This window comes from Mesorhizobium monacense (genome assembly GCF_056781675.1).
Genome location: NZ_CM165567.1, coordinates 1914585 through 1940775, shown reverse-complemented (window position 1 = coordinate 1940775; position 26191 = coordinate 1914585). Strand labels below are relative to the sequence as shown.

General features: G+C 62.2%; 28 protein-coding genes, 1 tRNA gene and 1 pseudogene. 14 read left to right on the top strand and 16 right to left on the bottom strand.

Features of this window, described 5'->3' with window-relative positions; genetic code table 11:
• Positions 1 to 53: 53 nt before the first annotated feature.
• A complete protein-coding gene (locus tag AC1RUK_RS09085; protein WP_481839540.1) occupies positions 54 to 1523 on the top strand; it encodes an efflux transporter outer membrane subunit in 1470 nt (489 codons plus the stop codon).
• A 59-nt stretch (positions 1524 to 1582) separates the two neighbouring features.
• Here the strand turns inward: AC1RUK_RS09085 and AC1RUK_RS09080 are convergent, their stop codons facing one another.
• From AC1RUK_RS09080 to AC1RUK_RS09070, 3 genes are all read right to left on the bottom strand, one after another.
• Positions 1583 to 1879, bottom strand: a complete 297-nt coding sequence (locus tag AC1RUK_RS09080) for a DUF6074 family protein (protein WP_481835887.1) — start codon at positions 1877 to 1879, stop codon at positions 1583 to 1585.
• Between the two features lie 121 nt (positions 1880 to 2000).
• On the bottom strand, positions 2001 to 2297 hold the full coding sequence (locus AC1RUK_RS09075) for a DUF982 domain-containing protein (protein WP_436172056.1): 297 nt from the start codon (positions 2295 to 2297) through the stop codon (positions 2001 to 2003).
• 135 nt (positions 2298 to 2432) lie between these two features.
• Complete coding sequence (locus AC1RUK_RS09070; RefSeq protein ID WP_481835888.1) at positions 2433 to 2675, bottom strand: hypothetical protein; 243 nt, start codon at positions 2673 to 2675, stop codon at positions 2433 to 2435.
• 132 nt (positions 2676 to 2807) lie between these two features.
• Between AC1RUK_RS09070 and map the strand changes: the two genes are divergently transcribed.
• The 9 genes from map (at position 2808) to AC1RUK_RS09025 (ending at position 10670) form a co-directional block, all read left to right on the top strand.
• Positions 2808 to 3635 carry a type I methionyl aminopeptidase gene (map, locus tag AC1RUK_RS09065; RefSeq protein WP_481835889.1) on the top strand — a complete coding sequence of 276 codons (828 nt, stop codon included), beginning with the start codon at positions 2808 to 2810 and terminating at the stop codon, positions 3633 to 3635.
• A 74-nt stretch (positions 3636 to 3709) separates the two neighbouring features.
• Positions 3710 to 4480: a TIGR01458 family HAD-type hydrolase gene (locus AC1RUK_RS09060; RefSeq protein ID WP_481835890.1), complete on the top strand. Its 771-nt coding sequence runs from the start codon at positions 3710 to 3712 to the stop codon at positions 4478 to 4480.
• A 125-nt stretch (positions 4481 to 4605) separates the two neighbouring features.
• Positions 4606 to 5355: a RadC family protein gene (gene radC, locus AC1RUK_RS09055; protein WP_481835891.1), complete on the top strand. Its 750-nt coding sequence runs from the start codon at positions 4606 to 4608 to the stop codon at positions 5353 to 5355.
• Positions 5356 to 5498: 143 nt separating this feature from the next.
• Positions 5499 to 6383 (top strand): cytochrome c oxidase subunit II, encoded by an 885-nt coding sequence (gene coxB / locus AC1RUK_RS09050; protein ID WP_481835892.1) that lies wholly within the window; start codon positions 5499 to 5501, stop codon positions 6381 to 6383.
• Between the two features lie 20 nt (positions 6384 to 6403).
• Entirely contained in the window at positions 6404 to 8173 is a 1770-nt protein-coding gene (ctaD, locus tag AC1RUK_RS09045) for a cytochrome c oxidase subunit I (protein ID WP_481835893.1), read from the top strand.
• Positions 8170 to 8874, top strand: coding sequence for a cytochrome c oxidase subunit 3 (locus AC1RUK_RS09040; RefSeq protein ID WP_436172083.1), 705 nt, complete (start codon positions 8170 to 8172; stop codon positions 8872 to 8874). Before ctaD ends, AC1RUK_RS09040 begins: the two co-directional genes overlap by 4 nt.
• A 12-nt stretch (positions 8875 to 8886) precedes the next feature.
• Positions 8887 to 9609 (top strand): heme-copper oxidase subunit III family protein, encoded by a 723-nt coding sequence (locus tag AC1RUK_RS09035; protein ID WP_436172084.1) that lies wholly within the window; start codon positions 8887 to 8889, stop codon positions 9607 to 9609.
• A gap of 9 nt (positions 9610 to 9618) precedes the next feature.
• Entirely contained in the window at positions 9619 to 10017 is a 399-nt protein-coding gene (locus AC1RUK_RS09030; protein WP_436172085.1) for a cytochrome C oxidase subunit IV family protein, read from the top strand.
• A 179-nt stretch (positions 10018 to 10196) separates the two neighbouring features.
• Positions 10197 to 10670: an aminoacyl-tRNA deacylase gene (locus AC1RUK_RS09025; protein WP_436172086.1), complete on the top strand. Its 474-nt coding sequence runs from the start codon at positions 10197 to 10199 to the stop codon at positions 10668 to 10670.
• Positions 10671 to 10730: 60 nt separating this feature from the next.
• Here the strand turns inward: AC1RUK_RS09025 and AC1RUK_RS09020 are convergent, their stop codons facing one another.
• The 5 genes and pseudogenes from AC1RUK_RS09020 to tig all read right to left on the bottom strand — a co-directional run bounded on the left by AC1RUK_RS09020 (position 10731) and on the right by tig (position 15615).
• Entirely contained in the window at positions 10731 to 11549 is an 819-nt protein-coding gene (locus tag AC1RUK_RS09020; RefSeq protein WP_481835894.1) for a DUF2189 domain-containing protein, read from the bottom strand.
• A gap of 379 nt (positions 11550 to 11928) precedes the next feature.
• Positions 11929 to 12865 (bottom strand): annotated as a pseudogene (locus tag AC1RUK_RS09015) (heme o synthase).
• Between the two features lie 21 nt (positions 12866 to 12886).
• On the bottom strand, positions 12887 to 13267 hold the full coding sequence (locus AC1RUK_RS09010) for a c-type cytochrome (protein WP_436172089.1): 381 nt from the start codon (positions 13265 to 13267) through the stop codon (positions 12887 to 12889).
• Between the two features lie 177 nt (positions 13268 to 13444).
• Positions 13445 to 13963, bottom strand: a complete 519-nt coding sequence (locus AC1RUK_RS09005; protein WP_481835895.1) for a hypothetical protein — start codon at positions 13961 to 13963, stop codon at positions 13445 to 13447.
• A gap of 176 nt (positions 13964 to 14139) precedes the next feature.
• The gene (tig, locus tag AC1RUK_RS09000; RefSeq protein WP_481835896.1) at positions 14140 to 15615 is read right to left on the bottom strand and encodes a trigger factor; all 1476 of its coding nucleotides are present in this window, start codon (positions 15613 to 15615) and stop codon (positions 14140 to 14142) included.
• Between the two features lie 333 nt (positions 15616 to 15948).
• On the opposite strand from tig, the gene AC1RUK_RS08995 reads away from it, so the two are divergent.
• Positions 15949 to 16033: transfer RNA gene (locus tag AC1RUK_RS08995), tRNA-Leu, on the top strand.
• 176 nt (positions 16034 to 16209) lie between these two features.
• Here the strand turns inward: AC1RUK_RS08995 and AC1RUK_RS08990 are convergent.
• Together AC1RUK_RS08990 and AC1RUK_RS08985 are read right to left on the bottom strand one after the other, a co-directional pair.
• Positions 16210 to 16794: a GDYXXLXY domain-containing protein gene (locus tag AC1RUK_RS08990; protein WP_481835897.1), complete on the bottom strand. Its 585-nt coding sequence runs from the start codon at positions 16792 to 16794 to the stop codon at positions 16210 to 16212.
• Positions 16791 to 17909: a DUF2157 domain-containing protein gene (locus AC1RUK_RS08985; RefSeq protein ID WP_481835898.1), complete on the bottom strand. Its 1119-nt coding sequence runs from the start codon at positions 17907 to 17909 to the stop codon at positions 16791 to 16793. Before AC1RUK_RS08985 ends, AC1RUK_RS08990 begins: the two co-directional genes overlap by 4 nt.
• Positions 17910 to 18145: 236 nt before the next feature.
• On the opposite strand from AC1RUK_RS08985, the gene AC1RUK_RS08980 reads away from it, so the two are divergent.
• The 3 genes from AC1RUK_RS08980 (at position 18146) to trmFO (ending at position 20267) form a co-directional block, all read left to right on the top strand.
• Positions 18146 to 18286, top strand: coding sequence for a DUF1127 domain-containing protein (locus AC1RUK_RS08980; protein WP_006203483.1), 141 nt, complete (start codon positions 18146 to 18148; stop codon positions 18284 to 18286).
• A gap of 51 nt (positions 18287 to 18337) precedes the next feature.
• A complete protein-coding gene (locus AC1RUK_RS08975) occupies positions 18338 to 18478 on the top strand; it encodes a DUF1127 domain-containing protein (RefSeq protein ID WP_481835899.1) in 141 nt (46 codons plus the stop codon).
• Positions 18479 to 18848: 370 nt separating this feature from the next.
• Positions 18849 to 20267, top strand: a complete 1419-nt coding sequence (gene trmFO, locus AC1RUK_RS08970) for a methylenetetrahydrofolate--tRNA-(uracil(54)-C(5))-methyltransferase (FADH(2)-oxidizing) TrmFO (RefSeq protein ID WP_481835900.1) — start codon at positions 18849 to 18851, stop codon at positions 20265 to 20267.
• Between the two features lie 6 nt (positions 20268 to 20273).
• Here trmFO and AC1RUK_RS08965 read toward each other — a convergent pair whose 3' ends face one another.
• The 6 genes from AC1RUK_RS08965 to yajC form a co-directional block, all read right to left on the bottom strand.
• A complete protein-coding gene (locus tag AC1RUK_RS08965) occupies positions 20274 to 21224 on the bottom strand; it encodes a sterol desaturase family protein (protein WP_481835901.1) in 951 nt (316 codons plus the stop codon).
• Positions 21224 to 21652, bottom strand: coding sequence for a hypothetical protein (locus AC1RUK_RS08960; RefSeq protein WP_481835902.1), 429 nt, complete (start codon positions 21650 to 21652; stop codon positions 21224 to 21226). Before AC1RUK_RS08960 ends, AC1RUK_RS08965 begins: the two co-directional genes overlap by 1 nt.
• An 83-nt stretch (positions 21653 to 21735) precedes the next feature.
• The gene (locus AC1RUK_RS08955; protein WP_481839541.1) at positions 21736 to 22551 is read right to left on the bottom strand and encodes a phytoene/squalene synthase family protein; all 816 of its coding nucleotides are present in this window, start codon (positions 22549 to 22551) and stop codon (positions 21736 to 21738) included.
• Positions 22552 to 22577: 26 nt separating this feature from the next.
• The gene (locus tag AC1RUK_RS08950; RefSeq protein ID WP_481835903.1) at positions 22578 to 22967 is read right to left on the bottom strand and encodes an Mth938-like domain-containing protein; all 390 of its coding nucleotides are present in this window, start codon (positions 22965 to 22967) and stop codon (positions 22578 to 22580) included.
• Positions 22968 to 22978: 11 nt separating this feature from the next.
• Complete coding sequence (secDF, locus tag AC1RUK_RS08945) at positions 22979 to 25531, bottom strand: protein translocase subunit SecDF (RefSeq protein WP_481835904.1); 2553 nt, start codon at positions 25529 to 25531, stop codon at positions 22979 to 22981.
• Between the two features lie 52 nt (positions 25532 to 25583).
• Positions 25584 to 25919, bottom strand: coding sequence for a preprotein translocase subunit YajC (yajC, locus tag AC1RUK_RS08940; protein WP_120017843.1), 336 nt, complete (start codon positions 25917 to 25919; stop codon positions 25584 to 25586).
• Positions 25920 to 26191: the final 272 nt, after the last annotated feature.

Here is a 26191-nt window from a genome sequence, read left to right as displayed (position 1 = left end):
GCCGGACGACCGGCCGAAGCTCGGCGCCGGCCAGTCGGTCGACCTGGAGGCAGCTGAGCGCCGTGGCGCTGGCGGCGACCACACTGGCCGGCTGCGTCGTCGGTCCGGACTATCAAAAGCCGCTTCTGCCGATGCAGGCTGCGTGGAGCAGCCAGAAGAAAGCCACGGCCGCCAGGCCGGCGCAATTGTCCAAATGGTGGCAGCGGCTGCGCGACCCCGAATTGAACACGCTTGTCGAAGCAGCGGTTGCCGGCAATCTCGACGTCGCCACCGCCAAGGCCCGGATTCGCGAGGCACGCGCCAGTTACCGCCAGAGTGCCGCGACATTGTTCCCGTCCGCCGACAGCTCCGGATCGGCCACGCGCAACAAGACGGCCGCGACCACTTCGGGCGGAGCCGCCAGCGATGCGTACAGCCAGTTCCAGTCCGGTTTCGACGCCAGTTGGGAGCTGGACCTGTTCGGGGCGAATCGCAGGAGCGTCGAGGCAGCCCGCTACGGGATGGATGCCGCGCAAGAGGAATTGCGCTCGACGCTGCTGATCCTGGTCGGCGATGTCGCCTCCAATTACACCCAAGCGCGCGGCTATCAGGCGCGTATCCAGCTCGCCCGCCGCGCGGCCGCGTCGCAAAGGCAGACGGCGGAGCTGACCCGCAGCATGGCCGAAGCCGGCACGGTGACGGCGGCCGATGTCGCCAAAGCGAAGGGACAGGCAAGCAGCACCGAAGCCGATGTCCCGACATTGGAGGCGAGCTATGCCGAAGCGGTACACCGCCTTTCGGTGCTCACCGGCCGGCCGCCGGCCGCGCTGACCGAGCGATTGAAGCGCGGCGCGCCGATACCCTCGCCGCGCCTGCCCATCTCGACCGGCGTTCCCGCCGATATCCTGCTCTCGCGGCCGGACGTGCGTATGGCCGAGCGGCAGTATGCCGAATACACCGTCAGGATCGGTCAGGCCGAGGCGGCGCGCTATCCAAGCGTCAGTCTGACCGGCGACATCGACACCTCCGCCTTCAAGCTCGGCGATCTCGGCAAGAACTCCACCATCGGCTGGTCCTTCGGGCCGACGCTCAGCGTGCCGCTGTTCAATGCCGGCAAGTTGCAGGCCGCCGTCGACGTCGCCGAGGCGCAGCGCGACCAATATTTCATCGCTTACAAAGCCTCCGTCCTGACGGCGCTCGAAGACGTCGAAAACGCCAGCGTTTCGCTGACGCAGGAGCGCATCAGGAACGGCAAGTTAGCTTCTTCCGCGAAATCCTATGGCGACGCGGCACGTCTGGAGCGGATGCTCTTCAAGTCCGGCGAGACCAGCCTTCTCGATGTGCTGGACGCGGAGCGCTCGCTCTATTCGGCCGAAGACGCTCTCCTGCAAAGCCGCGTCCTGATTGCCACCGACTACATTGCCCTCAACAAGGCGCTTGGCGGCGGCTGGGACGGCGCTATCGACAGCTCAAGCCCCGAGATCGCAGACGCCAAGACCGGCCCGCGGCTGGCGTCGAAACCGCCGAAGGACAAGGACATCTAGGGACCGTCAAGCTGCTTCGTAGTTGGCGGAGCAATCGGGCAATTCAGATTGGCAATGGGCTAAGCCACCTCACCCGCCGGCATATGCATCTCTTTTTGAACAGCGGCGAAAAACCGGCGCACTTCATTGCTGGCGGAAGTAGCATCGTGACCAGACCCGATCGCGAGGTCGAGGAGTTCGCGTGCGGTGGCCTTCCAGAAGGAAGTGGCCGTGTCGCCATGCAAATTGCCGAGCTTGGCGGCAACATCGCGAACCAGGACCATCTGCCGGTCTATTGGAAAGGCTCGCACGTTTGCTGACGACATCTTCTGGACCACGACACTGACGCAACGAATCACACGCTGCTCTATGGTCACTGGCCTAGCTGCGAGGTTGGAAACAGAACCTTAACGGCGAAGTCCATTGTCAATTTTGCGGTGGGATATCGAGGTCGAGGCAAGTGCAAACGGTGGACGACCGGAGAGCCAAGTGTTCGGACTAGATCCTCAATCCCTTCGCCTCGCCGCCACGCTTGCCGGGAACCATCATGTCCCTGGCCAGCAGGCCGCTGACGCGGCAGAACGTCATGAACGCCCGGCAGGCGTCCTCGGTCTTGACCACGTCCACCGTGGCGCCGAAACAGGCGTTGAAGGCGGCCTCATGGATCTTGCCCTGCCGACGAGCCGGCCAATTCTGCAGGAAATCGAGCGCCTGTTCGACGCTGTAGATTTCCTCGACCGGCAAGCCGGGCGCGGGCGCAATGCGCACCGGCACCTCGAATTGCAATCTGTCCATTCCATCGCTCCCGAACCGGCCCCACCGCGCGGCAACGCCGGTCGTCGTGAAAGTTGCTTTGGCCGGCTTGTGCTCCAGAAATGTGACGTCAGTGCGGTCGAAGTGGCCCGAAGAGGCCGGCGCTGAAGCGCGGGCTCATTGGTTTGCCGGGTCGGTTTCGGCGTCATAGGCCATGCGAACGACGATCGTCAGGACATAGAACGACGGCACCGCAAAGATGGCCGCGAAGACCAGCGCCGCCGTTCCTGTCATGGCGAGCGTTGCGGCGATCGCCCAATAGACGGTCCCGATACAGATCAGCGCCTGGATCGAAGAAACAAGGCGGCCGAAGCCAGGTCTGCGAAAGGAAAGCGCTGCGGCCGGACAGGCTGAGGTCACAAAGGCAAGAATATCGCCGACCTTTGCCCGCCGCCGACAGTTCCTCCTTGAACCTTGCGGCTTCCGGTGCCAAATCTGGGAAGATTTTCGCGCCGGCTCACATTTGGAGCCTCCACTCGACAGACGGACAAAATGGTCACCTATCTCGACGCCGCCACGGCACCGCTCAGGAACACCGGCCAGATCCGCCTCTATGGCGAAGAGGGTTTTGCCGGCATGCGCAAGGCCTGCGACCTCACCGCACGCTGCCTCGACGAGCTGGTGCCGATGGTCGAGCCGGGCGTCACCACCGAGACCATCGACCGCTTCGTCTTCGAATTCGGCATGGACCACGGCGCGCTGCCGGCGACGCTCAACTATCGCGGCTACACCAAATCGTCCTGCACCTCGATCAACCACGTCGTCTGCCATGGCATCCCCGACAACAAGCCGTTGAAGGACGGCGACATCGTCAACATCGACGTCACCTACATCCTCGACGGCTGGCACGGCGATTCCTCGCGCATGTATCCGGTGGGCACCATCAAGCGCGCCGCCGAACGGCTGCTCGAGGTCACCCACGAATGCCTGATGCGCGGCATCGCCGCGATCAGGCCCGGCGCCCGCACCGGCGCCATCGGCGCCGCCATCCAGACCTATGCCGAGGCCGAACGCTGCTCGGTGGTGCGCGACTTCTGCGGCCACGGCGTCGGCCAGTTATTCCATGACGCGCCGAACATCCTGCACTATGGCAGCGCCAATGAAGGCGTGGAAATGCGGCCGGGCATGATCTTCACCGTCGAGCCGATGATCAATCTCGGCCGGCCGCACGTAAAGGTGCTGTCGGACGGCTGGACGGCGGTGACGCGCGACCGCTCGCTGTCGGCGCAGTACGAGCACACGATCGGCGTCACCGACACCGGTTGCGAGATCTTCACGCTGTCGCCGAAAAAACTCGACCGCCCAGGCCTGCCGGGCTGATGAATATCGCCCAAAAGCCTGACTGACATCCGCCCGGCTTTGACGCAGGGCGAACTTCTCGCCATGCTGGAGCGATGACCAGAGGCGTGCTGCTCGATCTCGCAGGCGTCATCTATGATGGCGAAACCGCCATACCGGGCGGGGTTGATGCCGTTGCGCGTTTGCGCCAGGCCGGCTTGGCCGTGCGCTTCGTGAGCAATACGACACGTTCGTCGAAGCAGATGGTTCTCCAACATCTGGAAACGCTGGGACTGACCGTCACCAAAGCGGATGTTTTCACCCCGGCGCACGCAGCACGCGAATGGCTTCTTCGCAATGGCCGTGCGCCATATCTGTTGGTTCACCCCGGCCTTGAGCCGGACTTTTTCGGACTGCCGGTTCGCCACAAGCGGGCCGTCATCGTCGGCGATGCCGGCGAGGCCTTCACCTACATGGTCCTGAATGATGCGTTCCGCGAGTTGAACGCGGGGGCCGAACTGCTGGCCCTTGCCACCAACCGAACGTTTCGAGATGCCGACGGTGCGCTCAGCCTCGATGCAGGGCCGTTCGTCACGGCATTGGAATATGCCTCCCTGAAACGCGCAACCGTTCTCGGCAAGCCGTCGCCGGCATTCTTTCTGTCGGCTCTGGCAAGCATGAACTGTCCGCCGGATCAGGCGATCATGGTCGGTGACGACGCCGAGGCCGATATAGCTGGCGCCCTGCGCGCCGGAATTTCGAGTGCATTGCTGGTGCGGACAGGCAAATACCGGCAAGGCGACGAGAAACGCTTTGACCCGCGCCCGACCGCAACCGTCGCCGATCTCGCGGCGGCAGCCGACTGGATCATTGCGCGCCGAGACTGACCGCGCGGACCGAGGTTCAAGCTCATCGTCGTCTGGCGGCTCTTCTTGAAAACCATCGCGAGTCGGTTTCCCCTTTTAGAATCATGCTCTACTGTCTGTTCCGGTCAGCTGGATATGGGCGGTCGATGGGGAAAAGCGGCGACGACGAGCGGGGATTCTTCTCCGAGCGGTGGAGCGAACCGCCGGTGAAGGCCGCGGCGGTGGAAAAGCCGCACTATCACGGCCATCGCGACCGCCTGCGTGAGCGCTTCGCCGCAGCCCCTGACGCTTTGCCCGACTATGAATTGCTGGAGCTCCTGCTCTTCAGGCTGATTCCTCGCGCCGACACAAAGCCGGTTGCCAAGGCCCTGCTGGCGCGCTTCGGGTCGATGGCCGAAGTGTTCGGCGCACCGGTGGCGCTGCTCCAGGAAGTCAAGGGAATCGGTCCGGCCGTCGCCGCTGACCTGAAGGTGATTGCCGCTGCCGCGCAGCGCATGGCGCGCGGGGAGATCCGCGGCCGCGAGGTCCTGTCCAACTGGACGCAGCTTCTCGACTATTGCCGCTCGGCAATGGCCTTCGAGAACCGCGAGCAGTTCCGCATCCTGTTCCTCGACAAGAAGAACGTGCTGATCGCCGACGAGGTGCAGCAGGTCGGCACCGTCGACCACACCCCGGTCTATCCGCGCGAGGTGATCAAGCGCGCGCTGGAACTCTCGGCCAGCGCCATCATCCTGGTGCACAACCACCCATCTGGCGACCCGACGCCGTCGCGCGCCGACATCGAGATGACCAAGCTGATCATCGACACCGCCAAACCGCTCGGCATCGCCGTCCACGACCACATCATCATCGGCAGGAACGGCAACGCCTCGATGAAGGGCCTGCTGCTGATTTGATCCCGAGAGATTCGCAGCGGCAAAGTCGACATTTTCGCCTCATCCACAACCGGCTCTAGAATTTCGATTGCAAATCAAGCTATGATGCGCGCGGCATTTCCCCGGACGGCTTCGCGCCCCTGGAATGCCGGGAGGAACGGGACATGGCCATTGCGCTTGTACTCGTTTTAATTGTTGTGGGCTCGGTGCTGTTTCACCTGCTGAGCCCATGGTGGTGGACGCCGATAGCCTCGAACTGGGACTATATCGACAACACCATCATCATTACCTTTTGGATCACCGGCGTCGTCTTCGCCGCCGTCGTCCTTTTCATGGCCTATTGCGTGTTCCGCTTCCGTCATCGGGAAGGCAACCGCGCCGCTTACGAGCCCGAGAACAAGCGGCTCGAATCGTGGCTGACGATCGTCACCGCCGTCGGGGTCACGGCCCTGCTGGTTCCCGGCCTGTTCGTCTGGAGCCGTTTCGTCAACGTGCCAAGCGATGCGACCGAGGTCGAAGTCGTCGGTCAGCAATGGCAGTGGAGCTTCCGCTTGCCCGGCAAGGACGGCAAGCTCGGCACCTCCGACACCCGCGAGGTCACCGCTGAAAATCCGCTCGGCGTCATCGCCAGCGATCCCAGCGGCCAGGACGATGTCGTGGTCGAAGCGGCCGACCTGCATTTGCCGATCGGCAAGCCGGTCAAGATGTTGTTGCGCTCGATCGATGTGCTGCATGATTTCTACGTACCGGAATTCCGCGCCAAGATGGACATGATCCCGGGCTCCGTCACCTATTTCTGGTTCACCCCGACCAGGACCGGAACCTTCCAGGTCCTGTGCGCCGAGCTTTGCGGCCAAGGGCATCCTTTGATGAATGGCGTGGTCATGGTCGATACGCCGGAAGATTATGTGGCTTGGCTCGGCCAGCAGCAGACTTTCGCGCAATTGTCGGCGCCCCAGCAGACAGGATCGGCAGACCCGGCGCAGGCAGGAACCGTCGCGTCAGGTTCGAGGATTTCGGCAAAGCTCGAAACGGTCGAGGCCCGCTGAAAGGACACGGAGGTGTTCCTATGGTCGATATCACGCCTGCAGATGCTGTCCCGACGGCCGAAGTCGGGGAAATGGAGCTTTACCACCCGCACAGCTGGTGGACGAAGTACGTTTTCTCGCAGGACGCCAAGGTCATCGCCATCCAGTATTCGGCGACGGCGACGGCCATCGGCATGGTGGCGCTGGTGCTGTCCTGGCTGATGCGGCTGCAGCTCGGCTTCCCCGGCACGTTCGACTTCATCACCCCGGAAGCCTATTACCAGTTCATCACCATGCACGGCATGATCATGGTGATCTACCTGCTCACGGCGCTCTTCCTGGGTGGCTTCGGCAATTACCTGATCCCGCTGATGGTCGGCGCTCGCGACATGGTTTTTCCCTATGTCAACATGCTCAGCTACTGGATTTACCTGCTCGCCGTTCTGGTTCTGGTGTCGAGCTTCTTTGCGCCCGGCGGACCGACGGGTGCCGGCTGGACGCTCTACCCGCCGCAAGCCATCATGACCGGCACGCCAGGCGGCCAGGACTGGGGCATCATCCTGATGCTGGTCTCTTTGATCCTGTTCATCATCGGCTTCACCATGGGCGGCCTGAACTATGTCGTGACGGTGCTGCAGGCCCGCACGCGCGGCATGACACTGATGCGCCTGCCACTGACGGTCTGGGGCATCTTCACCGCCACCGTCATGGCGCTGCTCGCCTTCCCGGCGCTGTTCGTCGCCTGCGTGATGATGTTGTTTGACCGTGCGCTCGGCACCTCCTTCTTCATGCCGGCGATCGTCGAGATGGGCGAACAACTGCAGCATAGCGGCGGCAGCCCGATCCTGTTCCAGCATCTGTTCTGGTTCTTCGGCCACCCCGAGGTCTACATCGTGGCACTGCCGGCCTTCGGCATCGTATCCGACCTGATCAGTACCCATGCGCGCAAGAATATCTTCGGCTACCGGATGATGGTCTGGGCGATCGTCGGCATCGGTGCGCTGAGCTTCGTGGTCTGGGCGCACCACATGTATGTCAGCGGCATGCACCCCTATTTCGGGTTCTTCTTCGCCACCACGACATTGATCATCGCCGTGCCGACCGCCATCAAGGTCTACAATTGGGTGCTGACGCTGTGGCGCGGCGACATCCATCTCACCATACCGATGCTCTTTGCCTTGGCCTTCATCGTCACCTTCGTCAATGGCGGCTTGACCGGCCTGTTTCTCGGCAACGTCGTCGTCGACGTTCCATTGTCCGACACGATGTTCGTCGTTGCTCATTTCCATATGGTCATGGGCGTCGCCCCGATCCTCGTGATTTTCGGCGCGATCTACCACTGGTACCCGAAGGTCACCGGTCGGATGCTGAACGAGACGCTCGGCCAGTTCCATTTCTGGGTCACGTTCCTCGGCGCTTATCTGATTTTCTTCCCCATGCACTATCTTGGCCTGGTGGGCCTGCCACGGCGCTACGCCGAACTGACCGACATGACGATAATGACGGAATCGGCCCACCACCTGAACTCGTTCATCAGCATCATGGCGTTCATGGTCGGCTTTGCTCAGATCGTGTTCCTGTTCAACCTGATCTGGAGCATCCGCCATGGCCGCGAGGCCGGCGGCAATCCCTGGCGCGCAACGACCCTGGAATGGCAGACAGCCGAAACACCGCCAGCGCACGGCAATTTCGGCAAGGACCTGCCGATCGTCTATCGCTGGGCCTATGACTACAGTGTGCCGGGCGCCAAGGAGGACTTCATTCCGCAGAACGTGCCGGGCTCCTTAGGCACCTCCAGGGAGCCGGCATGAGCGTCATCCTCGTCTTCCTGCTCGTGATCGTCGGCTTTGCCGGATGGTGGCTTTCCCATCAGAGGCTGATGTCGAAGCCATGGCTGGAGGAAGGCATGGCCGGGGATTTTGTCGCCCTGGACCGCTCGGCGCTGCCGACGGCCAAGATCGGCCTCGGTGTCTTCCTCGCCGTTGTCGGCTGCCTGTTCGCGCTGTTCACCAGCGCCTACTTCATGCGCATGGCGCTGTCGGACTGGCAGCCGCTGCCGCTGCCGCGCTTGCTCTGGCTCAACACCGGCGTGCTGGTGCTCAGCAGCATCGCGCTGCAATGCGCCGTGGTCGCGGCGCGAAGAGGCCAGTTGGACATGGTCAGGCTCAGCCTTGCCACGGCCGGGATCACGGCGCTTGCCTTTCTGGTCGGGCAGCTCATGGCATGGCGGGAACTGGACATCGACGGCTATCTGCTGAGCTCCAATCCGGCCAACAGCTTTTTCTACCTGATAACCGGCATGCATGGCCTGCACATAGTGGGAGGCCTGGTCGGTCTTGGCAGAACCACCGCCGGTGCCTGGAACGGGGCCAAGCCGGAGCGGCTGCGCCTGCGCGTCGAACTGTGCGCCATGTACTGGCATTTCCTGCTTTTCATCTGGCTCGCCATCTTCGCGCTGCTGGCCGGCTGGGCCGCCACGTTCATCGACATTTGCCGACAATTGCTGACCTAAGGGATCAAGCGGATGGCCGAAACGACACTGACGCATAGCGGCCAAGCGGCGCCCCGGCCGGCGGGCCTGCGAGGCATTGCCGCCGACTGGTCCTCGGATCAGCGGGCGTTCAAGAACGTGTCCTGGGGGAAGGCCATGATGTGGATCTTCCTGCTCAGCGACACCTTCATCTTCGGCTGCTTCCTGCTCTCCTACATGACGGCGCGCATCTCGACGCGCGTGCCGTGGCCCAATCCGAGCGAGGTCTTTGCCCTTCGCATCGGCGGCGAGGAGATTCCGCTGATCCTGATCGCCATCATGACCTTCGTGCTGATCTCAAGCAGCGGAACGATGGCCATGGCGGTCAATTTCGGCTATCGCCGCGACCGCCGCAAGACTGCAATCCTGATGCTTCTGACCGCGGCACTCGGCGCGACCTTCGTTGGCATGCAGGCTTTTGAGTGGACCAAGCTGATCACCGAAGGCGTAAGACCCTGGGGCAACCCTTGGGGTGCCGCGCAGTTCGGCTCGTCCTTCTTCATGATCACCGGCTTCCACGGCACGCATGTGACGATCGGGGTGATCTTCCTCATCATCGTGGCACGCAAGGTCTGGCGCGGAGACTATGACACCGGACGGCCCGGCTTCTTCACTAGCCGCAAGGGCCGCTACGAGAACGTCGAGATCATGGGGCTCTACTGGCACTTCGTCGACCTGGTCTGGGTGTTCATTTTCGCTTTCTTCTATCTTTGGTGAGAGGAAAATATGGCTGAAGCAACCGCAAACGGCCTTGGGCAACACCAGCTGCACGGTGCCCACGATGCGACGACCGCCGGCGTTGCCACCGCCGAGGTCCATCAGGAACACCCGATCAAGCTCTATCTGGTGGTTTGGGCGTGGCTGTTCATCCTCAGCGCTTGCTCCTACATGGTCGACTATTTAGGCATTCACGGCTATCTCAGATGGTCGCTGATCCTGATCTTCATGATGCTCAAGGCAGGGCTGATCGTCGCCGTCTTCATGCATATGGCCTGGGAACGGCTGGCGCTGGCCTATGCGATCATCCTGCCGCCGATCCTGGTGCTGGTGTTCGTGGCCATGATGGTCCTCGAAGCCGACTACACGCTTCTCACCCGGGTGACATTTTTCGGAGCCGGACCCTGAAATCTAGAACCGGGTGAGATCCAGTAGCCGCGACTCCAGTTGTGCGCGGATGCTGCTTGCCGTTCGGCTGCCTTGAAACAACCGGCGGCTGGTCCATTTTCCAGATATCGGAAGCGACATCGGGAGAATGACTGCTCTCATTCCCCGCGCGTCGCGAACTCCGGCAAGGGAGGCCCAAGATGACGATCGCCAACAGACTGAAGCACTATATCGACGGCAAGGGAATTTCCTACGATACCGTCGCGCATCACCGCACATCCACAACCAGGCAGTCCGCTATAGCCGCGCATGTGCCGGGCAGCATCATGGCCAAATCGGTGGTCGTTCACCACGAACTTGGCTATGCGCTGGCCGTGGTTCCAAGCACCCACAGGATCGAACTCGGCGCGTTGCAGGACGTCATGGACAGGCGTCTTGGTCTCGCCTCCGAAGACGAAGTGGTTTTGCTTTTCGCCGATTGCGACATCGGCGCCGTCCCGCCGATCGGCGCGGCCTACGATGTGCCCGTCATCGTCGATGAGAGCCTTCGTGCCGCCGACGATGTCTATTTCGAGGGCGGCGACCACAGGACGCTGGTGCATGTCAGCGGCAAGGATTTCCGCGACCTGACCGTGGACGCACGCCAAGCCCGCTTCAGCCATCCGGCTTACTGACAAGCCCTCGCCAGGCGGCCCGCACCGGCCCTTTCGCCGGTGCGGGCAGGCGGGACGTCCTCAATCGGCAGGTCTGGCAGGCGGCGACGAATCCACCACCTTGCGATAAACATGCCAGGTGGCATGGCCAAGGACCGGCAGCACGATGGCCAGCCCGGCAAACACCGGCAGCGAGCCGATGATCAGCGCGACGGCGACGATCAGCCCCCACACAGCCATGACGATCGGGTTCGCCAGCACAACGCGCACCGAGGTGTGGATGGCTTCGTAGGCGCCGACGTCACGGTCGAGCAGCAGCGGGAAAGCAACCACCGTGGTGCACAGCACGACCACAGCGAAGGCGAAGCCGATGGCGTGTCCCAGGATAATCAGCGTCCAACCGCGCCCGGTGGCGAATACTTCGTTGATGAAGCTGGATATCGATGCCGGCGGCGCCGGACCGAAGAGCTGCTGGTAGAACAGCTGCGCGGTCAAAAGCCAGGCGATGAAGATCGAAAACAGCATGATCCCGACCGCCGCGATGGCCGGCAGCGCCGGAGAATTCCTGACCTCGAAAGCGTGTCTCCACGAAGTATCGAGCCCGGCTTCCCGCCTGCGGCTGATCTCATAGAGGCCGATCGCCGCGAACGGACCGATGAGCGCAAAGCCGGACACCAGCGGAAACAGCAGCGGCAGCGCATTGGCACCCGATGTCCAGGCGGCGAGCACGACACCCACCAGCGGATAGATCAGGCAGAGAAAAACGATGTGCGATGGTTTGACCATGAAATCGTCGACGCCCCGCCTGAGCGCATCAAAGAGGTCGGAAACACCGATTTTTCGAATTTTGGTGTGTTCCAGCGTTTCGCTGGCGCCTGCAATCACGTGAAAACTTGTCATGCCGTTCCTCCAGACCAGGTCCGGTAAGGTCGCGGTTTCACGGTGCGTCGTTCAGCGTGACTGGGCCACGCGAACCGCGACCTGCACCGCAAACAACATACTCTCCTGCAGGGGATTTGTCGCCCTTTGTTGAAGATGGCTGGGGCGACCACGCTAGCTCTGGAGGCCCTTCTTCGATATTCTATGCCGGTGAACGGTGAAGGTCATGTCATGGACACAAGGACTGTTCTCATACTGGGCCTCGGCATAGTGATTCTGTTGCTGCTGGGATTCTGCGCTCTGCCCATGTGACGTGAGCCCGGATACTGGATATTCAGTGCAGCATGGGCGACTCGCTCGCCACAACCCGGCGCGCAGCCCGGCAATACCGCTCGTGCCGTCAACCGCCGGCTGAAACAACCACGCGCGTTGCGATCGTGTCGGCAAGCAGCGTCGCGAAGATCGCAAAGAGATAGAGGATCGAATAGGCAAACAGCGTCTTGGCAGGCCTCATCTCCTTGCCGGGGGCAGCCAGCACCTTCCACGCGTGCCAGATGAAGCCGGCACCCAATGCGGCCGAAGCGATCCCGAAATAAGCGCTGGCGAAACCGAAGGGCCACGGCAGCACGCCGATCGGCGCCAGAACCAGGGAATAAGCGAAGATCTGTTTCCGCGTCGACGCTTCGCCGGCAACGTTCGGCATCATGGGTATGCCCGCGGCGGCGTAGTCGCCGACCTTGAACAACGCGAGCGCCCAGAAATGCGGCGGCGTCCAGAGGAAGATGATCAGGAACAGGATGAGGCTTTCGACGCCCACGGTGCCGGTGGCTGCCGCCCAGCCGATGACAGGAGGAAGCGCGCCCGCGGCACCGCCTATGACGATGTTCTGCGGCGTCGAGCGTTTCAGCCACATCGTATTAGATCACGACATAGAAGAAGATGGTGAAGGCCAGCAGCGATGCGGCAAGCCATCCCACCAGCACGCCGAGCGTCATGATCGACAGCGCCGAAAGCACCATGCCGAAGCCGAGCGCCTCGCCTGGCGTGACACGGCCGGACGGCACCGGCCGCTTTGCGGTGCGCGACATCAACGCATCGATATCCGCGTCGTACCACATGTTGAGCGCCCCTGCCGCTCCGGCTCCAACCGCGATGGCGCTGATTGCGATCACGGCGATGACCGGGTTCATCATGACCGGCGCCACCATTAGGCCGACGAAAGCCGTGAAAACGGCAAGCGCCATGACACGTGGTTTCAAAAGCGCGAAGAAATCCCCGGCCGTCGCTTCCGAGAGGCGGGGGCCGGTATCCTCGAGGTGGCTTTCCCGGGTCGACATGTCAGCCGGTGAAGATCAGGCTTACGGTGAGAACTGCTTCAGATAGGCGATGACGTTGGCGACGTCCTCGTCCTTCTTGAGACCCGGGAACACCATCTTGGTGCCTTTCACCATGCCCTTGGGATCGTGAAGGTAGGTCGCCAGCGTCGGTTCGTCCCATTTGACGCCGGATGTGCCGGCCGCGACCATGGCTTCGGAATATTTGAAATCCGGATGCGTACCGGCCGTTCGGCCCATGACGCCATGCAGCGACGGACCGATCTTGTTCTTGTCCTCGTCCGCGACGTGGCAGGCCTTGCACTTCGTGAAGACCTTCTCGCCCGCGGCGGCATCCTGTGCCTGCGATTGGCTTGCGAAGAAGGTTGCGACGAAAACGACGGCAAAGAACGCGATTGCGCGCATGGCATTTCCTCCCTGATCCGTCCTCGGACGATCTGCGCGCGCCAGTTCTTTCGCCGGCACGCACCCTATTTCGGCAGAGCGGAATATCCGCGTCCCCCCTGTGGAATTGCGGCACCTACATACCACGGAATCTTCCAAGCAGGTAGAGAACTCAATCAACGGTTGGAGGATGCATGATCAGGGCGGATCGGCATTGCAGGTCCCGGCAATCTGGTCGACCGCCTCGCCAAGCCCGGCAAGGTCGAAGTCGGCCTCGCCTCTCCCCGCCAGCAGGCCGAACCGCCAGGACAGCAGGAGCCGGTTTGCCGAAACCAGCCGCTTGACGCCATCGGCGCCGTCCCTGACCAGAATCCTGCCGCGCGTGCCGACGGACCAGCTTTCATCGAATTTGCCGCCGCCGTCGAGCGTGATCGACATGGTGATCTTGCGGCTGGCCGAGACCGCATCGTTGAGCTGCAGCCATTCGCTCCAGCGCGGCTCGCCACTCGCCCGGCAGGCGATGGTCAGGACCGGGCTGTAGCTGAGCGCGCCGCCGCCGGTGATGAGCTTGTTGCTGGCATGGAGCGAGGCGGTCGCCAGGCCGTCGCTGCCGGTGTCGAAACGCCAGTTGTCGAGGCCGGCCTCGGCCGTGCCGCACAGCGAAGTAAGAACGAGCGCCGCAGCCACCACGCCGCCCATTTCGACGAACAGCCTCAACGATGCCTCCAACACCCCGCGGGTTTGCAACAAAAACGCAGATAATGTTCAAGGCTTCGTATCGCCAGCCATCTGGCATCATTCGAGGGCGCCTCTGTTGCACCATGGCCACAGGGCGCGGCCACGAAAAAGGCCGCCCGAAGGCGGCCTTTCACGATTTCGATTGACGTGCCGAATTACTCGGCGTCCTTGGCCGCCTTTTTCTTCGGCGCTGCCTTCTTCTTGGGTTCTTCCGCGTCGTCGGCCGTCTCAGGCTTCTCGGCCTTCTTTGCTGCGGCCTTCTTCGCCGGCTTGGCCTTGGCCGTCTCGGCCTCCTCGTCGTCGGCCATCAGCTCTTCCTTGCTGACCTTGACGTCGGTAACCGAAATCTGGCCGAGTAGATGGTCGACGACCTTCTCCTCGAACATCGGCGCACGCAGCGTGTTCAGCGCCTCGGGGTTGCTGCGGTAGAATTCGAAGGCTTCCTGCTGCTGGTTGGCCGGATAACGGCGCACCTGCTCGAACAGGCCGCGCTGCAATTCCTCGTCCGAAACGGTGACGCCGGCCTTCTCGCCGATCTCGGCCAGAACCAGGCCGAGGCGCACCCGGCGCTCGGCAAGCCGCATATATTCGGCGCGCGCCTCGTCTTCCGTCGTCTCTTCGTCGGCGAAGGTACGACCGGCGGCTTCGAGATCGCGGTTGACCTGGCTCCAGATGTTATTGAACTCGGCTTCGACCAGCTTCGACGGCGCCTCGAACGAATAGGAAGCGTCGAGCTGGTCGAGCAGCTGGCGCTTGACCTTCTGTCGCGTCATCGAACCGAACTGGTTCTCGATCTGGCCGCGGACCACTTCGCGCAGGCGCTCCAGTGATTCCAGGCCGAGGTTCTTGGCCGTCTCGTCATTGATCTCCAGCACGCCGGGCATCGACACTTCCTTGACGGTGACGTCGAAGGTCGCTTCCTTGCCGGCCAGATGCGCCGCCTGGTAGTTTTCCGGAAAGGTTACTGTGACCTGCTTCTCGTCGCCGGCCTTGGCGCCGATCAGCTGGTCCTCGAAGCCCGGGATGAATTCCTTGGAGCCGAGCACCAGCGGCTGGTCGTTGCCGGCGCCGCCAGCGAAGGCCTCGCCGGCGATCTTGCCGACATAGTCAATGCTGACGCGGTCGCCCTCGGCGGCCTTGCCGGCTTTCGGCTCGTAGCTGCGTGCCGATTCAGCGATGCGCTTGACCTGCTCGTCGATTTCCGAATCCGGAACGTCGAACACCTGGCGCGTCACCTTGATGTCGGAGAAATCCTTGATCTCGATCGCCGGGATGATCTCGTAGTTGAGGCGGAACTCGAAGTCGGCGCCGCCGGCCAGGATCTTCTCGGCCTCTTTCTCGTCCTCGGTCATGATCACTTCGGGCTGCATGGCGGCCTTTTCGCCGCGCCCGGTGATGATCGAACGGGTCGAATCGTTAAGAATCTCGTTGACCACTTCGGCCATGAACGACTTGCCGTAGACCTTGCGCAGGTGCTGCACCGGCACCTTCCCGGGACGGAAGCCGTTGATGCGAACCTTGTTGCGGGCATCCGAAAGCCGCGCCATCAGCTTGGCTTCCATGTCACCGGCCGGCACGGTGATCTTGATCTCGCGCTTGAGACCGGAGTTGAGCGTTTCGGTGACCTGCATCGTAAAACCTTTGTTTTCACCAATGAGACTGCCACGGCCTCTGCCGTTCACAGCCTGCCGGTATAATCCTGCCGGAAATGGCTTTTGGTACGGAACCTGGCGGTTTGACCGTAGTCAAATCCTCCCAAACTGCGCTCCAAAATGTGAATAAGTCTTTGTTTTTCCTACTTCTTATCACATTCTGCAGAAGCGGATCGTCGCATCCCGTCACATTCGACACGCCTTTTGTCACAGGCGAGGCTAATTTTCAACTCTCTTCGCGTTTCCGTGTTTGACCGGGCATTTTGGCTCTGACATTGACAGAATGATGGCTACATGGGATTGCCGGGCGACGCGGATGTGGCGGAATTGGTAGACGCCCTGGATTTAGGTTCCAGTGCCGAAAGGCGTGGGGGTTCGAGTCCCTTCATCCGCACCAAAAACTGAGCATCGGCTCGCCAAATGAAAAGCCCCTACTAGGCGACGCGCAAAACAGTGTCGAGATTGATGTCGTGCCGGCGCCGTCGGTTCAATTGTCATGCTTCACTCGAGTTCCAGACGAACGGTCACGGAGACTGGCGAAGAGCGACAAGCATGCGGAGCGGCTGGCCGTGTCTAATAAAGCGGTTCCTCGAACAACGTCTTGTCGCCGTCCATCAGCGCCTTGATCTGTGGAGTACCGTTGGCTGCGATCGCGACACGGACAGCGAACGGCCGCACCCTCATGTCGTCCTGGATCGCCATGCCCTCGCCCTCCGGCAGATAAAAGCGCTCTATGCCGAAGTCCGGCGCGATCGAACCTCCCTCTTCGCGCAAACTCCAACCCTCGCCAACGTGTCCGACAATATCGGTTTCATCGGAGGCGGCAGGCGTCGGCGCCTGGCCGAACCAGGCCGTTGTCGGCTGCCAATAGCCATCGGCGCCTTTCTTCAGCCTGACGACGATCGAGGTGTCGTCGCTCGAGAACTTGTCGGCCGGGATGTTGGCGATCATGTTCACCGGAATACGCGATATCTCGTAGCCAAGGCGAATATAGTCGCCGCGCAAGAGGTCGCGCGGATCGATCGGCTCGACCTTCAAAAGCACTTCCTTGCCGTCGCGCAGGATCGCTGCCCTACCGGCGATGATCCAGCTCAAAAAGCCGATCTGGACAACCGCCAGCACCAGCGCCGAGATGACAAGTCTTTTCCCGGTCATCACGCTGCCACTCCTTCGGCGCGCGGCGCCTTCATGCGTTTCTCGATCTGGATGATGACGACCGCCAGGATACCGAGAAGCACTGCAGCGGCCAGGAAGAAGCCTGCGGTGTCGAGCATCGACCGCAGCATCACCACATAGATGAGGGCGAGCTCGAAGGCGAAGCCCACATAGGCAACCCACCGCAAGCCCCTGCTCTCGCGGCCGCCCAGCATGATCGCTGCGACAATACCGGCCAGCGCAATCGCCGAGGCAATGGCGAAGCCGCTGTCGTAGCTCGCGTCGCCGGCCAGCTCCATCTGCAGCATCGCCAGTCCCGTGAGGAAACCGATCAAGGCGTGCAAGGGCAACCGGCCGCCGAGTTGGACGATCCTGTCGACGGGCTCGGCGGCCAAGACCGCCACGGCAAAGAGCAGCGCCGAGACGATCGCCAACGGGATGGCGACCTGCAGCGTGCTGTAGTCAATCACGAACAGCACGAGATAGCAGAGAACCGACAGGATGATCAGGTGCCGTGCCGCCTGGCTGCGGGTCCAGAACGAAATGGCGAACAGCACAATGGCCATGACGACGAAGAAATGCGGAAATTCCGTACGCTTGAAATAGTCGAATCCTTTGACGAACAGCCAGGCATCGGCGATGCCGACGGAAGCGACGGTCAGCGGATTCGAGCGCAATGCCACCGCCGCCAGCGCCGTGCCGGCACCCCAGGTGATCAGCGCCGATGCCTCGTCGCCGGTCAGGTGATACATCTGGCCGATCAGCGCGATCGATCCGCCGAACGCCGCCGCAGCGATGATCCAGAGCGCCTCGCCGATCGCCGCGTGGTCGCGTGTCTTCAGCAGTGCGCCACCGACATAGCCGGCCAGGATGATGGCGAAGAGTGCGGCGACCCGCGCCAGCCGCGGAATGGCCTCCCAGTTGGCAGCGACGAAGATCAGGATGGCGGCGCCAAACAACAGTGCCGCCATCATCGCCAGGATCGAACCGAAGCTCAGCGACCTCCGTTCATTGGCCTCGATGTCGCGCCTTAACGCGTCGGCCGTCGGCCCATCGATCAGGCCAGCCTCGAGCCATCGCGCAATGTCCGATTTGGCCCGTGACGCATAGCTCGCCATGTCATCTTCCCCAAGCTTGGTCTTTTTTTCAGCCGAGCCGGCCAAGCCGCTGACGCCACGGCATTTTCCGATTCGGGTTTCTTTGTGTTCGAGACGTGAACGCGCGTTAATGGTGCATTGCACAATTTGCATTGCTGCCATGCAGCGATAGCGCTTTTAAATCGATATGACCCCACCTATCTTCACGGCATACAGAAAGACGGAATGATCCGAAAGAAAGACGAAACGAGAATACCATGAACCTGATCCGCAACTATCGCAACTGGCGCCGCTACCGGAACACCGTTTCCGAGCTGAGCCGCCTGTCGAACCGCGAACTGAACGACCTCGGCATCGGCCGCAGCGACATCCACTACGTGGCCCGCAAGGCGGTCTAATCCTCTTCGGGCCGCAAATGGTCCGAACCAGTTTTGAAAAAGAGAACGACAATGAACCTGATCCGCAACTATCGTAACTGGCGCGTCTACCGCGACACCGTTAACGAGCTGGGTCGCCTTTCGAACCGCCAGCTCCATGATCTCGGCATCATCCGCGACGAGATCAAGATCGTCGCCCGCAAGGCGCTCTAAGTACAAGAATTTCGTCAGGGTCGACCTCCTCCCCGACCCTGACGGATACGGTCAGCCTTCACCTCCTCCCGAGGGTTGACCAGCAAAACGGCGCCCGCCGCACCTCCTCCCGCGGCGGGCGTTGTTTCCCAAAAGGGTTTCGCCCCTTTTCAAAATGGCGAAAGGAATTTCGTCAAAGCCGACCTCCTCCCCGGCGATGACGAATACGGTCGATCTTCACCTCCTCCCGAGGATCGACCACCAAAACGACACCCGCCGGACCTCCTCCCCCGGCGGGTGTTGTGTTTTTTGGGCCAGGCTTCCGACCCATCGGCTCCTCCGCCCAGCCGGCCAATTGCAATCGCAGCTACAAGCGATTATTCCGGCGCTCATGAGCAAAAACCCCATTCACATCGTCGGCGGCGGCCTCGCCGGCTCCGAAGCGGCCTGGCAGGCGGCCGAAGCCGGTGTTCCCGTCGTGCTGCATGAAATGCGTCCGGTTCGCGGCACCGATGCGCACAAGACCGACGGATTGGCCGAACTCGTCTGCTCCAATTCCTTCCGTTCCGACGATGCCGAAAGCAACGCTGTCGGCCTGCTGCATGCTGAAATGCGGCTCGCCGGGTCGCTGATCATGAGTGCCGGCGACTCCAACCAGGTGCCCGCGGGTGGCGCACTGGCCGTCGATCGCGACGGATTTTCGCAAGCCGTGACCAGGAAGCTGGAAGCGCACCCGCTCATCACCATCCAGCGCGAGGAAGTGCCGGGCCTGCCGCCGGCGGACTGGGACCAGGCGATCATCGCCACCGGCCCGCTGACCGCACCTGGGCTTGCCCAGTCGATCGCGGAAGCGACCGGAGCCGATGCGCTGGCTTTCTTCGACGCCATTGCGCCGATCGTGCATATCGACACGATCGACATGGACATCTGCTGGTTCCAGTCGCGCTACGACAAGGTCGGGCCCGGCGGCACTGGCAAGGACTACATCAACTGCCCGATGGACAAGGAGCAGTATCTGGCCTTCGTGCAGGCGCTGGTCGAGGGCCAGAAAACCGAATTCAAACAATGGGAAGGCACGCCCTATTTCGACGGCTGCCTGCCGATCGAGGTGATGGCCGAGCGCGGCGTCGAGACGCTGCGCTACGGTCCGATGAAGCCGATGGGCCTGACCAATGCCCACAATCCGACGGTAAAAGCCTATGCCGTCGTCCAGCTCCGCCAGGACAACGCGCTGGGCACGCTCTACAACATGGTAGGTTTCCAGACCAAGCTGAAGCATGCCGAGCAGGTGCGCGTCTTCCGCACCATCCCCGGGCTCGAGAATGCCGATTTTGCCCGCCTCGGCGGCCTGCACCGCAACACCTACATCAATTCGCCGACCCTGCTCGATCAATCGCTGCAGCTGAAGTCGCGGCCCGGCCTGCGCTTTGCCGGCCAGATCACTGGCTGCGAAGGCTATGTCGAGAGCGCTGCAATCGGCCTGCTGGCCGGGCGCTTCGCCGCCGCCGAACGGCTCGGCCATGTGCCATCGCTGCCGCCGCTGACCACCGCCTTCGGCGCGCTGCTCAACCACATCACCGGCGGCCATATCGTCTCCGACGACGAGCCGGGAAAACGCTCATTCCAGCCGATGAACGTCAATTTCGGCCTGTTTCCGCCCGTGGAAGCCCCGAAGACCGAGGGCAAACGCCTGCGCGGCAAGGACAAGACTGTTGCCAAGCGGCGCGCCGTGACGTCGCGCGCGCGTGTCGATTGCCGCCAATGGCTGGGGCTGCCGGCGCAAACGGAAACAGCCGAAGCGGCGGAGTAACGTCCCCTATTCCGCCGGTTCTGTACCCGCCATCGGTAGCCCTGGCTTGCCAGCCTCACCAGGATTTCTCCTGACATAGGCGGCCTTCAAACTTTCCGAAGTCTCACGCGAGCCGTCATGGCTCCAGCCCGGCGGCTTGATCAGGTAATTCAGACGCTGGCGCGGCGAAAGGCCGGGCGCGAACGCGTCCGCGAACATGCCGATCCACTCGTGAAAAGCCACTTTCAGCGGATTGAAGGTGCCGATGTTCTTGACGATGCCGTAGCGCGGCCGGTCCTCCTCGAGTTCCTCGACGAAGGTGCCGAACATACAGTCCCAGATGATAAGCGTGCCGGCAAAGTTGGCGTCGAGATAGCGCGGATTGGTGGCGTGATGGACGCGGTGATGCGATGGCGTGTTGAAGATGAATTCAAACCAGTCCCACATCTTGCCGATGGTCTCGGTGTGGATCCAGAACTGCCAGACCAGGTTGAAGCCGAAGGTGAACGCGATGACGGCCGGATGGAAACCGAGCAGCACCAGCGGCGCCTGCAGCACGAACATGAAGGTGAACAGCCCCGTCCAGCTTTGCCTGAGCGCCGTCGACAGATTGTAGTGCTGGCTGGAATGGTGGTTGACGTGTTCGGCCCACACCCAACGCACCCGATGCGCGATGCGGTGATAGACATAGTAGCGCAGATCATCGAGCATGAAGGCGACGAGGAACACCCAGACCGAGAGGCCGAGATTGAAGAACCGGAATTGCCACAGCCAGAGCAGAGCCCAGTAGGAGACGACTCCCAGCAGCAGCCCGGCGACGACATTGCCGGTGCCCATCATCAGGCTGGCCAGCGTGTCGCGCGTCTCGAACGAACCCTTGGCGCGGCCGGTGCGCACCAGCCACAGTTCGATCAGGATCGCGCCGACGAAGAACGGGATGGCAAGCTGGGTGACCTGCGGAAAATTGTAATCGTCCATCACGCGGCCTCCCTGGCCTGATCGAGATTTCGCAAGGCAGCGGCGACGGCCTCGGTGTCGGCCCTGTCGGCGAAGGCGAAGCGACCGCCCTTCCAAGTGAAATCAGCAAGCTTGAGCGAAATGGCGCCGCTGTCGTTGACATCCAGGGCAACAATGTCGCTGGCCGTGACGATGCGGGTCAAAAAGCAGTCGCCGATGCTGTGGACGATGCCGGTGCGCCCATTCCGAAGATCGAGAAACGCCGTCCTGGCGTCCGCCGTCAACCGAACCGTCGTCGCCACTTCATCGGGAAAATCCTCCGCGAAGCGGCTCAATGCCTGATCCGCACCGGCGAGCGTCGCGGTCTTGGTGCCGCCGGTGAAATGCACGGCCGCGACCGACAGCGCAATGCCAAAGACGACAAGTGCGACCAGCACAGGCAGGCTCATGAACGATTTCTCCTCCAGGCCGGCGGATGTTTTTCGCGCTCAGCTTCGACCCGGCGGGAGTCCTACCATGATTGACGTTTACGTCAAAGGGGCGACCAGCCTTTCGATGCGCGACGCAGCAGCAGCCAATGCCGGTGCAAAGCCGACAACCGCACCACGCCATCGAGCGGTGAATGGCTTTCCATCCTGTCGAGATAGGCACGAGACAGCGCAAGCGGCAGGAAGGCCGCGCGCAGCGACGCCGGCAACGCCGAGGCCCCCTGTTCGAAAGCCGCAAGATGTTCCCGCGCCAACGCGATCATCGCCGCCACGCCGCGTTGCGCGCCAGGACCGCCGTCGCCTTTGATGAACTCTTCCGGCGAGGAGCCGGCCGCCGCAAGCACATCCGCAGGCACGAAGCATTGGCCACGCCGACGATGCAGCGGCAACAGCAGCAAAAGACCGGTCATCGCCTGCGCGCAGCCCGCCCTTCCCGCAAGTTCGGCGAAGCGCGGCGCCTCAACCTGATCGAGCACCATCGCCGCGAACTGGATCAGCGCTGCTGCCGTCTCGCCGCAATAGCCTTCGAGGTGGGTACGCGACGGCATCGGATCGTCGTAGAGATCGAAAATGCGTGCTTCGAGCATGTTGTCGAAGGCGGACGTCGGCAGGCGGTGAGCGGAAATCGTCGCCTTCAGCGCGTCGGCGAGCGGGTTGCCGGTGGCTTCCCCCTCGGCGGCAATGACGTCGCGCCACCATTGCAGCCGCACTTCACCCGGCAACGGCTCGTGGATTCGGTCGCGTATGGCCGATATCTCGGCATTGAAGGCATAGAGCGAAAACAGCGCGTCGCGCCTGTCGGCGGGCGCGTAGAGCGCACTGACATAGCGGTCATGGTCGGCGGCGCGCACCGCGTCCATGACGATTTTGAGGGTATCAGACACTGTCAGTCGACGGCGATGAGCGCTGCGGCCACGGCTCGCTCCTCGGCCAGCAGGACGTTATAGGTCCGCACGGCGGCTCCGGTCGACATCGGGTCCGCCGAAATGCCGGCCTCCTTCAGCGCCGCACGCAACGCCGCCGGCAATGGCCTCAGATCCTTGCCGGTCCCGACCAGCAGGATCTCGACCTTGCCAACCTCGGCCAGGAGCTTGCCGAAATCCGCCGCCGTCAGCGCCAGCGGATCGGCTGGCTCCCAACCATGGATGCCGGACGGCAGGCACAGCAGCGAGCCGCGATGCGACATATCGGCGAAGCGGAAGCCGCCGTTGCCATAAGCCTCGATCGGCGCCCGGCCGGGGAAATGCGCCTCGCGGATGACGATGCCTTTGGCCACTGGCGTGGCCGTCAGGTCGCCACGGCTTTGCCGCCGTTCACCGGCTTCTCCTCGTCGGCGGTCGCGGCCTGCGGCCGCAACTTGAACAGGATCAGCAGCGGTGCAGCGATGAAGATCGACGAATAGGTGCCGAAGACCACGCCGAACAGCATCGCCAGCGTAAACGAGCGGATCACCTCGCCGCCGAACAGCACCAGCGCCAAAAGCGCCAGGATCGTCGTCACCGCGGTCAGCGTCGTTCTCGACAGCGTCTCGTTGATGGCGTTGTTCAACAAATGCGGCAACGGCATCTTCTTGTATTTTCGCAGATCCTCGCGGACACGGTCATAAACGACGATCGTATCGTTCAACGAATAGCCGATGATGGTCAGGATCGCCGCCAGCGACGACTGGTTGAATTCGAGACCGGTCATGACGAAGAAGCCAAGTGTCATGACGATATCGTGCACGGTGGCAATGATGGCGCCGACCGCGAACTGCCATTCGAAGCGGAACCAGACATAGACCAGGATGCCGAACAGCGCGACAAGCATGGCGATGGTGCCTTGCTTGGCGAGTTCGCCGGAGACAGTCGGCCCTACCACTTCGACACGGCGGAAATCATACTGGTCCTGCAGTTCGCCACGCACCTTGTCGATAACCGTCTGTTCGGCGTTCTCGCCACCGTCCTGCGTGCCGACGCGTATAAGCACGTCGGTCGGCTCGCCGAACTGCTGCACCTGCACCTCGCCGATGTTCAGCTCCGTCAGCCTGCTCCGGATATCGGCAAGATCGGCGTTGCCATTCTTGGCCTGCACCTCGATCAGCGAGCCGCCCTTGAAGTCGATGCCGTAATTGATGTCGACGGTCATGAACAGCACGACAGACAGGATCGACAGCACAGTCGACAGCGCGAACGTCCAGCGGCGGATGCCCATGAACGGAATTTTCGTGCCGGGCGGAACGAAGGTCACCGGTGCCCGCGGCAATTCCTTCGGGCGGGCGCGGCGCAGCCAGATCGACACCAGCAGCCGGGTGAAGGTGAAGGCGGTGAAGACAGTGGTCAGAATGCCGATGGCGAAGGTGATGGCAAACCCCTTCACCGGTCCGGTGCCGATCCAGAACAGCACCACTGTCGCGATCAGCGCCGTGACGTTCGAATCGACGATGGTCGCCAGAGCCTTGGTGAAACCGGTGTCGATCGCCTGGATCACCGAGCGGCCGCTTCGTCGCTCCTCGCGAATGCGCTCATAGATGAGAACGTTGGAATCGACCGCCATGCCGATGGTCAGCACGATGCCGGCGATGCCAGGCAAGGTCAGTGTGGCGCCCAGCAGCGACAACAGCGCGATGATCATCGCCACATGCACCGCCAGGGCGATGTTGGCGAGGAAGCCTAGGAAGCCATAGGCGACGAACATGAACGCCACGACCAAGATCGAACCGATGATACCGGCGACCTTGCCGGCATGGATGGAATCCTGACCGAGGCCCGGACCGACGGTGCGCTCTTCGATCACGGTCAGCGTCGCCGGTAGCGCGCCGGCGCGCAACAGCACTGCCAGATCGTTGGCGCTTTGGGCCGTGAAATTGCCGGAAATCTGCCCGGAACCGCCCAGGATTGGCTCACGGATCACTGGCGCCGAGATCACCTGATTGTCGAGAACAATGGCAAACGGCTTGCCGACATTTTGGGATGTCGCTTGGCCAAAGCGCGACGCCCCCTTGGAATCGAAGGTGAACGAAACCACCGGCTCATTGGTCTGGGAGTTGAACGTTGCTTGCGCATCGGCCAGGTTTTCACCTGAAACGATGACGCGGTTCTCGATCAGATAGGGAACCGGCGGATCGTCCTGTGAGTATAGGATCGAGGAGCCCGCCGGCGGGCGGGCGTTGAGCGCATCCTGCACCGGCATCGACTGGTCGACCAACTGGAAGGTCAGCTTGGCGGTCTGGCCGAGGATTTCTTTCAGCCGTTGCGGATCTTGCAGGCCCGGCACCTGGACCAGGATGCGGTCGTCACCTTGCCGCTGCACGATCGGTTCGGTCGTGCCGAGCTCGTTGACACGGCGCTCGACGACTTCGATCGACTGCGTCAGCGCCGTCGACGTGCGATATTTGATGCCGGCGTCGGTGACCGAGAATTTGAGCAGGCCGGGCTCGGAGTCATCCAGTGTCATCTCCTGGACGGAGCCGCCGGTGAACAGACCCGCTGCCACCGGAGTGGTCAATGGCTTCAGCGCCGTCTTGGCGGCATCGATCTGAGCGGGATCGGAGATGCGGACCTGCACGGTGCGGCCCGATCCGGACAGGCCGGTATAGCCAACCTTGGCGTCGCGCAACAGCGTCCTGATCTCGTCGCGCGTCGTCTGCAGCCGGTCCTTGATCAGATCGTTCGGATCCATCCTGAGCAGGATGTGCGAGCCGCCCTGCAGATCGAGGCCGAGCGTCATCTGCCGCTTCGGTACCCAGTCAGGCAGCTTGGCCAATGTGCTGGCGGGGAACAGATTGGGCGCGGCGAGGACCACTGTGGCGGCCACGGCCAGCCAGATCAGGATCATCTTCAGGCGCGAGAAATAGAGCATTGGTTATCGTCCGTTCAGGCGTACAAGCGGCAGCGTTCCGCCTGGAATTGGCTTATTTCTTGGCGTTCTGGTTCGCCACCGGCTCGCCCTTGACGCGCACGTCGGCGATCGTCGAACGCAATGCGGTCACCTTGGTGCCGCCGAGGTCGATCTCGAGCTCGTTGTCGTCGATCACCTTGGTCACCTTGCCGACGAAGCCGCCGCCGGTCACGACCGTATCGCCGCGGCGCACCGCAGCGAGCATTTCCTGGCGCTTCTTCAGCTGCGTGCGCTGCGGCCGGATGATTAGAAAATACATGATCACGAAAATCAGGACAAACGGCAAAATGCTGATGAACATGTCTGGCGAGGCGCCGACGCCCTGGGCGTATGCCGGTGTAACGAACATCAAGAAACTCCTGGATGGTGAAAACCGCCACAAAGCGGCCCCGCGAAATTTGGCCGGAATATAGTCGGTAAAGTTCCCAATGCAACTGCGCTGGCGGGCAAATCCGCCGCTTTTCCGGCCGTTGAGCCCGTGTTAGAGCATGGTCGCCGAAAGTCGGACGCGGCTTCCAGAAAAGATCATGCTCCAACAAAAGGTTGGAACCGGTTCTTATGCCGCCGCGAAAGAGTGGATTTCCGCCCGGCGCGCCCTGAAGCCAGAACAAAAGACCAGAC